11 protein-coding genes, 4 tRNA genes and 3 pseudogenes are annotated in these 14,239 nt (G+C 55.7%); 3 read left to right on the top strand and 15 right to left on the bottom strand.

Annotation, left to right across the window (positions count from 1 at the left end):
- Positions 1-74: 74 nt before the first annotated feature.
- The 8 genes from lon to JFV26_RS28630 form a co-directional block, all read right to left on the bottom strand.
- Positions 75-2,471, bottom strand: coding sequence for an endopeptidase La (gene lon, locus JFV26_RS28665; protein WP_201197053.1), 2,397 nt, complete (start codon positions 2,469-2,471; stop codon positions 75-77).
- Positions 2,472-2,654: 183 nt separating this feature from the next.
- On the bottom strand, positions 2,655-3,938 hold the full coding sequence (clpX, locus tag JFV26_RS28660) for an ATP-dependent Clp protease ATP-binding subunit ClpX (protein WP_007901798.1): 1,284 nt from the start codon (positions 3,936-3,938) through the stop codon (positions 2,655-2,657).
- A gap of 112 nt (positions 3,939-4,050) precedes the next feature.
- Positions 4,051-4,686, bottom strand: coding sequence for an ATP-dependent Clp endopeptidase proteolytic subunit ClpP (clpP, locus tag JFV26_RS28655; RefSeq protein WP_201197052.1), 636 nt, complete (start codon positions 4,684-4,686; stop codon positions 4,051-4,053).
- Between the two features lie 94 nt (positions 4,687-4,780).
- Positions 4,781-6,091, bottom strand: a complete 1,311-nt coding sequence (gene tig / locus JFV26_RS28650) for a trigger factor (RefSeq protein ID WP_201197051.1) — start codon at positions 6,089-6,091, stop codon at positions 4,781-4,783.
- Positions 6,092-6,494: 403 nt separating this feature from the next.
- Positions 6,495-6,570 (bottom strand) — tRNA-His (locus tag JFV26_RS28645).
- Between the two features lie 78 nt (positions 6,571-6,648).
- Positions 6,649-6,733, bottom strand: a tRNA-Leu gene (locus JFV26_RS28640).
- Positions 6,734-6,790: 57 nt separating this feature from the next.
- Positions 6,791-6,866, bottom strand: a tRNA-His gene (locus JFV26_RS28635).
- 32 nt (positions 6,867-6,898) lie between these two features.
- Positions 6,899-6,975 (bottom strand) — tRNA-Arg (locus JFV26_RS28630).
- Between the two features lie 275 nt (positions 6,976-7,250).
- Between JFV26_RS28630 and folD the strand changes: the two genes are divergently transcribed.
- A complete protein-coding gene (folD, locus tag JFV26_RS28625) occupies positions 7,251-8,105 on the top strand; it encodes a bifunctional methylenetetrahydrofolate dehydrogenase/methenyltetrahydrofolate cyclohydrolase FolD (protein WP_201197050.1) in 855 nt (284 codons plus the stop codon).
- 252 nt (positions 8,106-8,357) lie between these two features.
- Here folD and JFV26_RS35065 read toward each other — a convergent pair.
- From JFV26_RS35065 to JFV26_RS28615, 4 genes and pseudogenes are all read right to left on the bottom strand, one after another.
- Positions 8,358-8,441 (bottom strand): annotated as a pseudogene (locus JFV26_RS35065) (phage tail protein); the annotation flags it as partial.
- Between the two features lie 214 nt (positions 8,442-8,655).
- Positions 8,656-9,117, bottom strand: coding sequence for a hypothetical protein (locus tag JFV26_RS28620; protein WP_201197049.1), 462 nt, complete (start codon positions 9,115-9,117; stop codon positions 8,656-8,658).
- Positions 9,118-9,324: 207 nt separating this feature from the next.
- Positions 9,325-9,790 (bottom strand): annotated as a pseudogene (locus JFV26_RS33860) (anti-virulence regulator CigR family protein).
- A 138-nt stretch (positions 9,791-9,928) separates the two neighbouring features.
- Positions 9,929-10,360, bottom strand: a complete 432-nt coding sequence (locus JFV26_RS28615) for a hypothetical protein (protein WP_201197048.1) — start codon at positions 10,358-10,360, stop codon at positions 9,929-9,931.
- A gap of 518 nt (positions 10,361-10,878) precedes the next feature.
- Between JFV26_RS28615 and JFV26_RS28610 the strand changes: the two genes are divergently transcribed.
- Entirely contained in the window at positions 10,879-11,148 is a 270-nt protein-coding gene (locus JFV26_RS28610) for a hypothetical protein (protein ID WP_201197260.1), read from the top strand.
- Between the two features lie 629 nt (positions 11,149-11,777).
- Positions 11,778-12,781, top strand: a pseudogene (gene pbpG / locus JFV26_RS28605) (D-alanyl-D-alanine endopeptidase).
- Between the two features lie 54 nt (positions 12,782-12,835).
- On the opposite strand, the gene JFV26_RS28600 reads toward pbpG, so the two are convergent.
- The 3 genes from JFV26_RS28600 to JFV26_RS28590 all read right to left on the bottom strand — a co-directional run bounded on the left by JFV26_RS28600 (position 12,836) and on the right by JFV26_RS28590 (position 14,114).
- Positions 12,836-13,051, bottom strand: a complete 216-nt coding sequence (locus tag JFV26_RS28600; protein WP_201197047.1) for a hypothetical protein — start codon at positions 13,049-13,051, stop codon at positions 12,836-12,838.
- 17 nt (positions 13,052-13,068) lie between these two features.
- Positions 13,069-13,275 carry a DUF6021 family protein gene (locus JFV26_RS28595; RefSeq protein WP_201197046.1) on the bottom strand — a complete coding sequence of 69 codons (207 nt, stop codon included), beginning with the start codon at positions 13,273-13,275 and terminating at the stop codon, positions 13,069-13,071.
- 110 nt (positions 13,276-13,385) lie between these two features.
- A complete protein-coding gene (locus JFV26_RS28590) occupies positions 13,386-14,114 on the bottom strand; it encodes a peptidase C39 family protein (RefSeq protein ID WP_201197045.1) in 729 nt (242 codons plus the stop codon).
- Between the last annotated feature and the right edge of the window lie 125 nt (positions 14,115-14,239).

Genomic DNA, 14,239 nt, shown 5'->3' with positions numbered 1-14,239 from the left:
TACAGACACTTAAGAGCCGCTTTATAACAAGGGCTCTAAAAAGCTGTCAAGGAAGCCCCCCAGGCAAATGCGTACTAATGCGTGCTAATTCTTTCCTTAGAGTCAGACTCGCGTTTTTCATCCTTTGCAACTATCTCAGGAGCCACATCCGGTAAGGGCTCCGGCGCGTATTGCAGCGCAATTTGCAGGACCTCGTCAATCCATTTAACCGGTTTAATCTGTAGATCTTGCTTGATATTGTCAGGAATTTCCTTCAGATCGCGTACGTTCTCTTCAGGAATGATCACCGTCTTGATTCCGCCACGGTGTGCAGCGAGCAGTTTTTCTTTCAAGCCGCCGATCGCCAACACCTGGCCACGCAAGGTGATTTCGCCGGTCATGGCGACGTCTGCGCGGACAGGAATCCCGGTCAATGCCGACACCAGGGCCGTGCACATGCCTACGCCAGCGCTAGGGCCGTCCTTCGGGGTCGCCCCTTCCGGCATATGGATGTGCGTGTCGCGCTTCTCGTGGAAGTCCAGGGGGATCCCCAGGCTCTTCGCACGGCTGCGGACAACGGTCAGGGCTGCGGTGATCGATTCGACCATCACATCACCCAGTGAACCGGTCTTGATCAACTGGCCTTTGCCCGGCACGACGGCAGCTTCGATGGTCAGCAATTCGCCACCCACCTGAGTCCATGCCAGGCCGGTCACCTGACCGATCTGATCCTGGGATTCAGCCAGGCCATAGCGGAATTTGCGCACACCCAGGAAGTGTTCGAGCATCTCGGCAGTGACCTTCACCGAGAAGCGTTTTTCCAGTGCGTGCTCTTTGACCGTCTTGCGGCAAACCTTGGCAATCTGGCGCTCAAGCCCCCGCACACCGGCTTCGCGGGTGTAATAACGGATGATGTCGCGGATCGCTTCGGCTTCGAATTCCAGCTCGCCTTTCTTCAAGCCGTTGGCCGCAATCTGCTTCGGCGAGAGGTATTTGACGGCGATGTTGATCTTTTCGTCTTCGGTGTAGCCCGGCAGACGAATCACTTCCATCCGGTCCAGCAGCGCCGGTGGAATGTTCATGGAGTTGGCGGTGCAAAGGAACATCACATCGGACAGGTCGTAGTCGACTTCCAGATAGTGATCGTTGAAATTGTGGTTCTGCTCGGGGTCGAGCACTTCCAGCAACGCCGACGCCGGGTCACCTCGCATGTCGCTGCCCATTTTGTCGATTTCATCGAGCAGGAACAGCGGGTTGCGAACCCCCACCTTTGTCATCTTTTGAATCAATCTTCCTGGCATCGAACCGATGTAAGTACGGCGATGACCACGAATTTCCGCCTCATCGCGCACACCACCGAGGGCCATACGGACAAATTTACGGTTGGTAGCGTGAGCAATCGACTCCGCCAGGGAGGTTTTACCAACCCCTGGAGGACCGACCAGGCACAACACCGGACCACGAATCTTCTTCACACGCTTTTGCACGGCGAGGTATTCGAGGATGCGTTCTTTGACTTCGTCCAGACCGTAGTGGTCGGCGTCGAGAATGTCTTCTGCACGGGCAAGGTCCAGACGCACCTTGCTCTGAGCCTTCCACGGCACCTGAACCAGCCAGTCGATGTACGAACGCACCACTGTCGCTTCCGCAGACATTGGCGACATTTGTTTCAGCTTGTTCAGTTCACCCTGGGCCTTGGCCAAGGCATCTTTGGGCAGGCCGGCGGCATCGATGCGCTTTTTCAGCTCTTCGATTTCGTTGTGGCCTTCCTCGCTGTCGCCGAGCTCTTTCTGAATGGCCTTCATCTGCTCATTCAGGTAGTACTCGCGCTGACTGCGCTCCATTTGTTTTTTGACACGACCGCGAATGCGTTTTTCGACCTGCAGCAGATCGATCTCGGCATCCAGCAACGCCAGAACGTGCTCGACCCGGGCCGACAAATCGATAATTTCGAGGATTTCCTGCTTCTGCTCGATCTTCAGGGCCATGTGTGCGGCCATGGTGTCGACCAGGCGGCCTGGCTCGTCGATGCTGTTGAGCGAGGACAGGACTTCAGCCGGGACTTTCTTGCCCAACTGTACATATTGTTCGAACTGAGCCAGCAGGCTGCGAACGAACACTTCCGATTCACGTTCCGGCGCGTCGACTTCGTCAATCAGCGCGACTTCGGCACGGCAGTGACCGTCCACTTCGCTGAAGCGCTCTACGGCGCCCCGCTGCTCGCCTTCGACCAGGACCTTGACGGTGCCGTCAGGCAGCTTGAGCAGTTGCAGAACGGTTGCGATGGTACCTACGCGATAAAGTGCTTCTTCACCGGGATCGTCGTCAGCAGGGTTTCTCTGAGCCAGCAGAAGGATCTGCTTGTCGCCCGTCATCGCAGCCTCGAGGGCTTCGATGGATTTCTCGCGCCCCACGAACAGCGGGATAACCATGTGCGGATAAACCACAACATCACGCAATGGCAGGAGAGGCAATTCGATGGTTGTCTTCATGATTTCGCCTCTACGGCGGCCATAAGGCCGTAAACAGATGGAAGTAAGCTTGAAACCAAGATGGGGGCTGATCTTGAAAAAAACAAGCGGATTAAAAAACCGCTTAAAAGATCGCAGCCTTCGGCAACTCCTACAAAAGAAAAGGGGCCCGAAGGCCCCTTCTTTATTCCAGCAGCGTGACGCTTAAGCGTCTGGCGCGGCCTTGGCAGTCGGCTCACTGTTTTCGTAGATATACAGTGGCTTGGATTTGCCTTCGATAACGCTTTCATCGATCACTACTTTACTCACCTCGGACTGCGAGGGGATTTCATACATAGTGTCGAGCAATACACCTTCGAGAATCGAGCGCAGTCCACGGGCACCGGTTTTGCGTTCCAGGGCACGTTTGGCGACCGATTTCAGTGCGTCGGCCCGGAATTCCAGGTCCACGCCTTCCATCTCGAACAGCTTGGCGTATTGCTTGGTCAGAGCATTTTTCGGCTCGGTGAGGATCTGCATCAAAGCAGCTTCATCAAGCTCGTCCAGCGTGGCAAGTACCGGCAGACGACCGACGAACTCCGGGATCAGACCAAACTTGACCAGATCGTCAGGCTCGACTTCACGCAGGGATTCACCGACCTTCTTGCCTTCTTCCTTGCTGCGCACTTCTGCGTTGAAACCGATGCCACCCTTGGTGGAACGGTTTTGAATGACTTTCTCCAAACCGGAGAACGCACCACCGCAGATGAACAGGATGTTACGGGTATCGACCTGCAGGAATTCCTGCTGCGGATGCTTGCGACCACCTTGTGGCGGAACGGAAGCGACCGTGCCTTCGATCAACTTGAGCAAGGCCTGCTGCACGCCTTCACCGGAAACGTCCCGGGTGATCGACGGGTTGTCAGACTTGCGCGAGATCTTGTCGATCTCATCGATGTAGACAATGCCCATCTGGGCTTTTTCTACGTCGTAATCACACTTCTGCAGCAGCTTCTGAATAATGTTCTCGACATCTTCACCTACATAACCCGCCTCGGTGAGGGTGGTTGCGTCGGCGATGGTGAACGGAACGTTCAGCAAACGAGCCAGTGTTTCGGCAAGCAGGGTTTTACCCGAGCCTGTCGGGCCGATCAGCAAGATGTTGCTTTTGCCGAGTTCGACGTCGTCATTCTTTTTGTCACGCTGGTTGAGGCGCTTGTAGTGGTTGTACACCGCTACGGCCAGAACCTTCTTCGCACGCTCCTGACCAATCACGTACTGATCAAGGATGCCGCTGATTTCTTTAGGCGAAGGCAATTTATGCGCGCTGCTCTCGGCCTGGGCTTCCTGCACCTCCTCACGGATGATGTCGTTGCACAGGTCGACGCACTCGTCGCAAATAAAGACCGAGGGGCCGGCAATCAACTTACGCACTTCATGCTGGCTTTTGCCACAGAAGGAGCAATAGAGCAGCTTGCCGTTGTCCTCGCCGTTGCGGGTGTCAGTCATTCGTTCGATCCAAATCCGATAGGCTTGCAACACAAGATGAAGGCTATTGCGGGCTTTTTCAAGCCCGCAAGTGATCGGAGCAGCCGACCAAGCCTATTTTGAGCTGCTTATTTTAAGCGGGGCGCTGGCTGATCACTTCATCGATCAACCCATAGTCACGCGCGGCTTCTGCACTCATGAAGTTATCGCGGTTGGTGTCGCGCTCGATTTCTTCAAGAGTGTGCCCGCTATGCTTGGCCATCAGCGTGTTGAGACGCTCACGAATGAAGAGGATTTCCTTGGCATGGATTTCGATATCCGAGGCCTGGCCCTGGAAGCCGCCCAATGGCTGGTGAATCATCACACGCGAGTTCGGCAGGCAGAAACGCTTGCCGGGGGCACCGGCCGTCAGCAGGAACGCGCCCATGCTGCACGCCTGACCAATACAGGTGGTCGACACGTTTGGCTTGATGAACTGCATGGTGTCGTAGATCGACATGCCCGCCGTCACCGAACCGCCCGGGGAGTTGATATAGAGATGGATGTCCTTGTCCGGGTTTTCCGCTTCAAGGAACAGCAGTTGCGCACAAATCAGGTTGGCCATGTAGTCCTCTACCGGGCCAACCAGAAAGATCACTCGCTCCTTGAGCAGGCGCGAATAGATGTCGTAGGCGCGCTCGCCACGAGCAGACTGCTCGACAACCATCGGGACCAGGCCGCCTGCGGCCTGGATATCAGAGTTCTGCTGAATATACGAATTACGGAACATGCTCTGCAGTCACTCCCAAATAGTTATGTCTTGAATACACATAAGCCAGCACGAAGGCTGGCTTATGGTGATTACTTCTTACCGCAAAAAGCGATCAGTCGGCTTGTGGAGCTTCTGCCGGCTTGACTGCTTCTTCGTAAGAGACCGATTTGTCGGTCACGTTAGCCTTCTGCAGAACAGTATCCACAACTTGTTCTTCCAGCACAACCGAACGGACTTCGTTCAGTTGCTGGTCGTTCTTGTAGTACCAGGACACAACCTGCTCAGGCTCCTGGTAGGCCGAAGCCATTTCCTGAATCATTTCGCGAACGCGGACTTCGTCAGGCTTGAGGTCGAATTGCTTGACCACTTCAGCCACGATCAGACCCAGTACAACGCGGCGCTTGGCTTGCTCTTCGAACAGCTCGGCCGGCAGTTGATCAGGCTTGATGTTGCCACCGAACTGTTGAACAGCCTGCACGCGCAGACGGTCAACTTCGTTGGACAGCAGAGCCTTAGGCACTTCGATCGGGTTGGTGGCCAGCAGACCGTCCATTACCTGATTCTTGACCTTGGATTTGATCGCCTGACGCAGTTCGCGCTCCATGTTCTTGCGAACTTCGGTGCGGAAGCCTTCCAGGCCGGTTTCCTTGATGCCGAATTGAGCGAAGAATTCTTCGTTCAGCTCTGGCAGTTTTGGCTCGGAAACGGTGTTCACGGTAACGGTGAACTCAGCGGTTTTGCCAGCCAGGTCGAGGTTCTGGTAGTCCTCCGGGAAGGTCAGGTTCAGAACGCGTTCTTCGCCGGCTTTAGCACCAACCAGACCGTCTTCGAAACCCGGGATCATGCGGCCGGAACCGATAACCAGCTGAGTGCCTTTGGCGGAACCGCCAGCGAACACTTCACCGTCAACCTTGCCAACGAAATCGATGTTCAGTTGGTCATCGCTCTGAGCAGCGCGATCGGCCACTTCAAAACGGGTGTTCTGCTTGCGCAGCACGTCCAGCATTTTGTCCAGATCGGCGTCAGCCACGTCAGCGCTCAGGCGCTCAACGGCGATGCCGTCGAAACCGGCTACAGTAAACTCCGGGAACACTTCGAAAATCGCGACGTATTCCAGATCCTTGCCCGCTTCGATCGACTTAGGCTCGATCGAAGGAGCGCCAGCCGGGTTCAGCTTCTGCTCAACAACAGCTTCGTAGAAGGAGGACTGGATCACATCGCCTACGGCTTCCTGACGTGCATCAGCGCCAAAGCGACGCTTGATTTCACTCATTGGCACCTTGCCTGGACGGAAGCCAGCAATCTTGGCCTTTTGCGCGGTCTGCTGCAGACGCTTGTTGACCTGAGTCTCGATGCGCTCAGCCGGCACGGTGATGCTCATGCGGCGCTCAAGAGCAGAAGTATTTTCAACAGAAACTTGCATGGATATTCCTCGTTGCACAGACGTTAGCCGGCCGTTTCCGACCCCAGAATCAAGGGCATGCATTCTAGTGGGTCAAACTCAAGAAGTCACCCTACTGAAAACGGGTAAAAAAGCAGCAGGCAATTTATAGGCGAGGGACAAACGGTTGTGCCTCGCCCTGTTAGCAAATACAGGCAATGAAACCAGGGCTCTGCACCAACCCTTCTATATAGAGAAGAAGTTGCCAATTATCGCCCTGACAGCCGATCTTGCGAGCAAGGCCGGCGGGTGGCGCGGCATCATCGAGAAATTTGAATACGACGAAACACCTCGCCCCTGCGACCCAGAACCTGCAGCCGCTGAACACTCGAACCACTAAAACAAAAAAGGCGCCAGACTGTTAAATCTGGCGCCTCTCGAAATATGGGGTGGACGAAGGGGATCGAACCCTCGACAACGGGAGTCACAATCCCGTGCTCTACCAACTGAGCTACGCCCACCATATTGCCTTACAAAGAAGCCAAACAACTTCCTTGCTGCGCCCCAGCCAAGCCAACCGGCCTGAGTGAAGCTTTATTTGGTGCGGATGAAGAGACTCGAACTCTTACACCTTGCGGCGCTGGAACCTAAATCCAGTGTGTCTACCAATTCCACCACATCCGCGGTTTGAAGCTGTTAAAGCAAAGGCGCCAGACTGTTAATCTGGCGCCTTTCGAAATATGGGGTGGACGAAGGGGATCGAACCCTCGACAACGGGAGTCACAATCCCGTGCTCTACCAACTGAGCTACGCCCACCATATTGCGCTACTTGTGCCAAAGCTGCCTAATGGCGCACCCGGCAGGACTCGAACCTGCGACCATCCGCTTAGAAGGCGGATGCTCTATCCAGCTGAGCTACGGGCGCCTTATTAATCTGTACTCTTGGAGGACTACAAACTAAGTGCTTTCCAGTCTTGCAGAACCGTAATCCCGCTCGACCTTCTCATCCAGTGCTAGGCTGTGCCCGACAAGTGCGACGAATAGTATAGAGCGCCCCAAAGGCCGTCAAATCCTTTTTGAAAAAAATTCATTTAATTAAAGGGGTTAGGGGAATTTGCAGACCAAGCGCCTTTGCCCTCACCTTCTGACATGCGAGAATGCGCTCTCTTTTTTTCCCCTCTCGATGGTTAACCACGCGCAATGACTGCACAACTAATCGACGGCAAATCGATCGCCGCCAGCCTGCGCCAGCAGATCGCCAAACGAGTTGCCGAGCGTCGCCAGCAAGGCCTGCGCACCCCCGGCCTCGCGGTGATCCTGGTCGGCAGCGATCCTGCCTCTCAGGTTTATGTCTCGCACAAGCGTAAAGACTGTGAAGAGGTCGGCTTCCTTTCCCAGGCTTACGACCTGCCTTCTGAAACCACTCAAGAAGCACTGACCGATTTGATCGATCGTCTGAACGACGACCCGGCAATTGACGGCGTTCTGCTTCAGCTTCCTTTACCTGCCCACCTGGACGCGTCCAAATTGCTGGAACGCATTCGTCCGGATAAAGACGTCGACGGCTTCCACCCTTATAACGTCGGTCGCCTGGCCCAACGCATTCCACTGCTGCGCCCCTGCACCCCTAAAGGCATCATGGCCCTGCTGGAAAGCACCGGCGTGGATCTTTACGGGATGGACGCAGTGATTGTCGGCGCCTCCAACATTGTTGGCCGTCCGATGGCGATGGAACTGCTGCTGGCGGGCTGCACCGTCACCGTCACCCACCGCTTCACCAAGGATCTGGCAGGCCACGTCGGCCGCGCCGATCTGGTCGTGGTTGCTGCCGGCAAGCCGGGCCTGGTCAAGGGTGAGTGGATCAAGGAAGGCGCGATCGTGATCGACGTCGGCATCAACCGTCAGGAAGACGGCAAACTGGTCGGTGACGTGATCTACGAAACCGCCCTGCCCCGCGCCGGCTGGATTACCCCGGTACCGGGTGGCGTCGGCCCGATGACCCGTGCCTGCCTGTTGGAAAACACCCTGTACGCAGCCGAAACCCTGCACAGCTGATTTCACTGGTTTGGCGTACAAACAGAGCCCCGCTATTTAGCGGGGCTTTTTGTTATCGGCCGCACGCCGGATGAAACAAAGGAATGCATGTTGAAATCGTGTAGGTGTCAGGACCAACCTTTATCGGGCCGCTGTCTGTGCAGCCAGAAAGCAATGCCAGAGCCGACGCTCCTACGACAAACTTCATGAAAGGCACTCCTGTGGAAAGGCCTGCAATCTAGCACCAGGCGCCAGAATCGAAAGAGCCCAGCTTCAGTCCTGCCATGAGCAGCCAAAGACAATGATCTTCGAAGGCCTGCCATGGAGGTGGCGCAGCAGACAAGGGCCAGGCCCGAAGCCTCAGAGATAGAAAGTTGCCTGCGGTACGTGCATTCGCTCGGTACTGAAGGTGCACGGAAAGCGCTTAAGGCGCACCACGAAATCGTAATTAGCGAAAACGTGGCGCGGATGTTTCGAGAAGAGCGTTTGGCAGAGCTGAAGCGAGATCCGGGTGACCCGTCAGACCAAATTTTCAACTGAACACAGTGGCCTGGCGAGTAGTGAACCGCGTTTATTTGAAGGTCGAGGTGCTGGACTTACTCAATCCCTTGTCATTGTGATCTCCTGGCGTTGTGGCCGAGATCGCCGTGGCCTTTGACAGCCCTCGGGTTGTTTTAGAGTTCGCTACACCCGAAGTAGCTACCCCGCGACCACGGTCAGTTTTGTGGCCGCGCCCAATGTGATTACCACTCAGACCATGATCTCGAACGGCCTTGCCGTCGTGATCGGTTTCCTGGCCTTCGGCGCGGCCTTTACTAGTGGAGCTAGCTGAGTGACCGGCACTATCTCCACTATGCCCGGTACCGCCAACACCGCCGCCGTGGCTACCAGCGCCACCGCCACCGCCGTGACCACTCCCATCTTTGGCATAGGCGGAAGCCATGATGGACAGCTCAGCAGGCAGTAATGGCGCAGCAGCAAGCATCGTTACGCATGACATAACGGCAATTAGGTTTTTCTTTTTAAAACGCATGATGGCTTCCACAAGGATTGGTTTGTGCGTCTTCTCCGACACAGTTAGTTACATCCGGTTCAAAGACGAGCGACAAGCGGAAGCGCCAATGCGCCACATATAAAGTGAGTGCGAACGTATTGCTTTTACCCCCAACGAAATGGTCAAAACGACGATGCAATGTCAGAGTGGGCGGTGCAATGTCAGAGTGGGCGGTGCAAAACCATGCTAATCCAAAGCGCCATTTAGAACTTCGTAGATGATCCCGCTCGTGATAGCCACCAGAATCAAATCTGTTCCCGCCTGCTGCCACTCATACCCGTCGTAGTGAGGCAGTCGTCCCAGAAGTCGACCATCCAATTTTTTGGCGATGCCCGGCGGAAGAGGTTTTCCTCGCGCCAGATTTTTCTGAATTCCCGGCGGCAATGCAGGCCCCGGGCGCCAGTAATCTCGGTGCCCACCAAGTACCCCTATGACCATTCCTTGATCGACGCTTGGACCGTGATCCCAATCACCGCCACCTGATTTTTTTCCTTTGCCGTGGCCACCTTGATTGCCATGGCCTTGGACGTCTTCAGCCCCCCTTTCCGTTTCCCTGGCCGTTCCCGTTCCCAGGATCAGCCAACGCTGTAGCGGTGCCAGCTACCAAGGCGAAGCAAGTAAACGCAGCAATAAACGAGCGAGACTTGAACATATCCATACTCTCAGAAAGGGGGAATACCCCACTGAAATGTAGACGGCATTGAGGAAAGAAGTTCCCCCCTGTCACATACGGTCACGGAGGGCCGCGCCTAACCAGTTCCGAAATCAACACCAGCTATAGGCAGTTGGGTCAGGTTCGCTCAACAGAATCAATACGGACGATAAGTGCTGCTGAAATTTCGCCACCATCGGCAGCACGAATTGTCACTTCCTGTTCACTCGGGAGCTCAGGATCTTCTGGTTCTATCGCTACAACGCCATGCGATTCAAATTTATCGTCGTCAATCCAATAAACAACACCCTGGTCATCGCCATACAAGGCGAATCGCTTAGCCTCATCGTAGGAGCGTGTCGTGGAAACGGAGCAGCCACCATACAACCCTGTTTCGATCTGGTGCGCCGCGACTCTGTTGGACTCTGTTGGGCCGTATGTGAAACGACCGTCAGCGCGGATGCGACCATCGTAGAGGGCCACAACCTCTTTTTCTCCATGCGTATTCCGGGGGAGAAGTTTCCCATTATTAGCATCATGCGTTGTCTTGCACTCACCACGATAAAGCATCGAGTTCTCCTTGATCCGGCTCTTCGGCAGGCACAAGCGCTGATTGCCGAATACCTAGTCAATAACGGCATAGGCAAAGCCCGCAAGGCGCGGGAGACAGAGCATCGCGGCGATGTAGCTAGCGCTCCGGCGGAGTGAAATAAGAAATCCATCTATTCCGAAGTTATTGGTTTACCAGAACGACCCGACAAGCGGTCAGATCGGTCTTTAGTGACACGATGCAATAAAGCAACGTTGTAGTCATAGGTCGATATCAACGGCACGAGCCTCTCGCGCCGAGCCATCTCGAGCCATTGCCTTGCTCTTTCAATGTCAAAGAATTCGTTCTTGAACTTCATCTTCGCAACCAGGTTCGCTGAGACCCTAAAGTGTCCACACCCAGCCGAGCATTTGACCTCGGACCAGCTTCCAGTGATGTGTGCAGTTTTAGAGGCAGCTTGGCAAATTAAGCATTGCATGTCCGATCTCCTTCTCGATGACCTAATTACTGTAGCCGATCGCCGGCCAAGGCTCTTCCCATGCCCAAGGAAAACGAAATCATTGATCCACTGAAGATTGAGCGCTCGACCGTAACGAAGCTGGTCATCACTGGCGCGCCGCGGCTCGACCGGATTACCGTGCTCATCGAAGACTTCGGGCGGCGCGACTGCCCTACCGGGTCCAACCCGAGCGACCAAACGGACCAAGTCCGGCTGATCGGCAGCAGCGTCTGTCCGGACGAAGCGGAGGCTTTGGTCCGGGCAAACGCTGCTGACATCATCGAGCTTTACCAGCGTCTTGCCGCATAGCTCACGTGAGTAGTGACCACCACGGGTAGGCGTTACACCACTCTACGAGCTGGTAGAGCATTCCCACCAATAAGTCCGTGATTACCTGCAGCAACAACTGTTCGAATATTAATCGCATGTAGCAACCTCTCATTGGTTAGCTACAGGTGATGTTTCACAGAGCGCTATAAAGCATCACCGTGCGCATCCTTGAACAACTCAAAACAGCCAGACGCCAAAGGGGATCAAGGCGGCCGCAGCCCCCTCGCAAGCGCAAGGAGTCGCCCTATTGTTTGCGCCATCTGGCGGATCAGTGTTCATCCTTTCGTCGTCAACACCCGGCAGCCACTTCACCAAGGCCTTGGAAGCCTTGAGAATAAAGCCCCGCAGGCAATATAACCGCCGTCACACGTGCGCTACGATGTGTCTGATGGCGGGCATGAGCCCCGCGTTCATTGCCGGGCAGCTTGGGCACAGTGTCCAGGTGCTTTTGTCGACTGTCGCTCGCTGGCTGAGCTCCACTACCGACTGGTCAGAAGTCGGGAAGCTGGAAAGCCAGATTGGTACAAAATGGGTACAACATTAAATATCTTTCACTTTCTGGCCTTTGTTTACAGGCGCCTATCGTTTTCCTGGCACATACTCCTAAAATGCGTCGCTTTTTAAGAAATAGCCCGTTACAAAAACGGCATATCCACCCTTATGAGTTCGCCCGCGTGAAAATCCGTCTTTCTATCCTGAGCCTATTTTTTGCATTTACAGGGACTGTTATCACGCCAATGGCCAATGCTGCGGAAACCACCGCAGCACCCCGAGACGCCTCACAATTGAAGATCGCTTCCGGCAGCGCTTTGCTGATGGATTTGCAGACCAACAAAGTCATTTATTCCAGCAACCCGGACGTGGTTGTACCGATCGCCTCGGTCAGCAAGCTGATGACCGGCCTGGTGGTGGTTGAAGCCCACCAGAACATGGAGGAATACATCAACGTCGATATCAGCCACACACCGGAAATGAAAGGTGTGTTCTCCGGGTCAAGCTCAACAGTGAGCTGCCACGCAAGAAAATGCTGCTGATCGCCCTGATGTCGTCGGAAAACCGTGCCGCCGCTACCCTGGCCCACCACTACCCGGGCGGTTACGTCGCGTTTATTGCGGCAATGAATGCCAAGGCCAAGGCGCTGGGCATGAGCAGCACCCACTTTGTCGAACCGACCGGGCTTTCCCCGCGTAACGTCTCGACCGCTCGCGACCTGAGCAAATTGCTGATCGCCGCGCACAAGTACCCATTGCTGACCGAACTGACCACGACCAAGGAAACCACTGTTTCGTTCCGAAAACCCAACTACACCCTGGGTTTTCATAACACCGATCATTTGGTGAACAAGGCCAACTGGGATATCAAAATCACCAAGACCGGCTTTACCAACGATGCCGGCCACTGCCTGGTACTGGTCACCACCATGGCCAATCGCCCGGTTGCCCTGGTAATCCTCGATGCGTTCGGCAAGTACACGCACTTTGCCGACGCCACGCGGATCCGCAGCTGGGTTGAAACCGGCAAGAGCAATAACGCGCCGTCGGTGGCCTTGCAGTACAAAGCGGCGAAGAACCTGAAACACCGTCAAAGCGGTGTGGTTGAAGCTTCAAAGTAATCCGCGACAGCCAAAACAAAGCCCCGAACATTCGGGGCTTTTTTTCGTCCTGGGTTAATCGTTAGGCAACGGCATCTGGTCGTCATCCGGAATGCCATCCCCGGCACTCGGGTCTCTGTGGCCATGGGGATGCTCCGTCGATACAACCATTGGGCGAGCCATGGGATCCCTCAACGGGCTGTCCGGATCCATCACCGGGTCCAAATCGTCTTCGGGAGTCGTCGGGACGCTGTCCGGACGTTTGTCGTCAAAACTCGAATCGGTAGACATAAACACCTCACTGTACGTCAGGGTTTGAGATCGGCGAGCGGGTCGTAAGGCTTCGCTGGTTTCTTATCGTCCTCGCCCGGCTCTACATCCTTCGGCGCCCTGGCAGGTCCGACAGGATCGACCTGAGGATCGGCGAGGTCCGGCGAATCGGGATCGAAGCCCAACTCATGGCCGGACGAGTGCTCGGATGAGTGAGGGCCGCTTGGGAAAGTGGGCTGTGCCATAGACGCCTCCCTGGGGCTGACCCGCAAAACATCCGGGTCTTATCCATAAGAGGCCAAGGGCACACGACGGTGCCCTGGAGGTGACGAACGGAGCTACATGACGAACAGGACTACTGAGCCCTCAACGCCTTGGCCGCGCGTGCAGCCGCCTGCTCCTGACCGGCCTGCCCCAAATCGCTTGCCGCCTTGAGCCAGCGCTGCTCATCGACCTTGGCCGGAATCTGGTTTGGCTTCTGGATCAACACCGCCCAGCCGCCAGCGTCCTTGAAGGACGACTCAAATGAACTGAAGCTCATCAGCAACCGGCGGTTCATCCCGGAACGCAACAACACCGTCTGCTTATGACGGTTGTACCCGGCCAGGATGGCGTATCGCGGCTCGGCCCAGAACGCCGAGCCTTCGGTGAAACGCACCATCACCGGATAACCGGCCGCGACCTGGGTCAATAGCGCCGGCAGATTGCTGTCGACGGGATAGACCACCATGCCGTACTCGCGGGCCAGATTCTGCATGTTCTGCTGCAACTGCGCCTCGGCACCCGGCAAATGCAGAGGCTTTTCGAGCAACCCCGGCGTGATCACTACGCCCTGCTGGGACAGGATGCTGGCCAGCACCTGGGGCCCGCTTTCATTGGCTTTGCCCCGGTAGAACGTACCGCTGAGTTCCACTCGTTCCGGCAGACGCTTGACCTCAGGCGCTACGCTGCCGGCGCAACCCGCCAGCCCGGCCATACAGCCCATCACCAGTACCGCAGCTCGAATTCGAGAAAATACCCGCACCATCATCACTCTCTTGTTCAGACGCCAGGCAACCGCACTCCCGGCTTGGCTGTTGATCATAGGATGCCGCGCCGCAGCGGTATAGCCTTAAGCGGTAGTCGTTTGCATTCGATAGAGCGAACGGGTTGGTGACAGGCGACCTTTGGTCAATAGCCTGAAACATGGCAGCGACTAGACTGTCATTT

Origin of the sequence: Pseudomonas sp. TH31, from assembly GCF_016650815.1 — a bacterium.
Lineage (GTDB): Bacteria > Pseudomonadota > Gammaproteobacteria > Pseudomonadales > Pseudomonadaceae > Aquipseudomonas.
This window is presented reverse-complemented; position numbering and strand designations above follow the sequence as displayed.

What these genes read in the sequence shown, in the direction of transcription:
- lon (WP_201197053.1), bottom strand. Translation starts at nt 2,471, where the DNA reads ATGAAGACAACCATCGAATTGCCTCTCCTGCCATTGCGTGATGTTGTG.
- clpX (WP_007901798.1), bottom strand. Translation starts at nt 3,938, where the DNA reads ATGACTGACACCCGCAACGGCGAGGACAACGGCAAGCTGCTCTATTGC.
- clpP (WP_201197052.1), bottom strand. Translation starts at nt 4,686, where the DNA reads ATGTTCCGTAATTCGTATATTCAGCAGAACTCTGATATCCAGGCCGCA.
- tig (WP_201197051.1), bottom strand. Translation starts at nt 6,091, where the DNA reads ATGCAAGTTTCTGTTGAAAATACTTCTGCTCTTGAGCGCCGCATGAGC.
- folD (WP_201197050.1), top strand. Translation starts at nt 7,251, where the DNA reads ATGACTGCACAACTAATCGACGGCAAATCGATCGCCGCCAGCCTGCGC.
- JFV26_RS28620 (WP_201197049.1), bottom strand. Translation starts at nt 9,117, where the DNA reads ATGCGTTTTAAAAAGAAAAACCTAATTGCCGTTATGTCATGCGTAACG.
- JFV26_RS28615 (WP_201197048.1), bottom strand. Translation starts at nt 10,360, where the DNA reads ATGCTTTATCGTGGTGAGTGCAAGACAACGCATGATGCTAATAATGGG.
- JFV26_RS28610 (WP_201197260.1), top strand. Translation starts at nt 10,879, where the DNA reads ATGCCCAAGGAAAACGAAATCATTGATCCACTGAAGATTGAGCGCTCG.
- JFV26_RS28600 (WP_201197047.1), bottom strand. Translation starts at nt 13,051, where the DNA reads ATGTCTACCGATTCGAGTTTTGACGACAAACGTCCGGACAGCGTCCCG.
- JFV26_RS28595 (WP_201197046.1), bottom strand. Translation starts at nt 13,275, where the DNA reads ATGGCACAGCCCACTTTCCCAAGCGGCCCTCACTCATCCGAGCACTCG.
- JFV26_RS28590 (WP_201197045.1), bottom strand. Translation starts at nt 14,114, where the DNA reads ATGATCAACAGCCAAGCCGGGAGTGCGGTTGCCTGGCGTCTGAACAAG.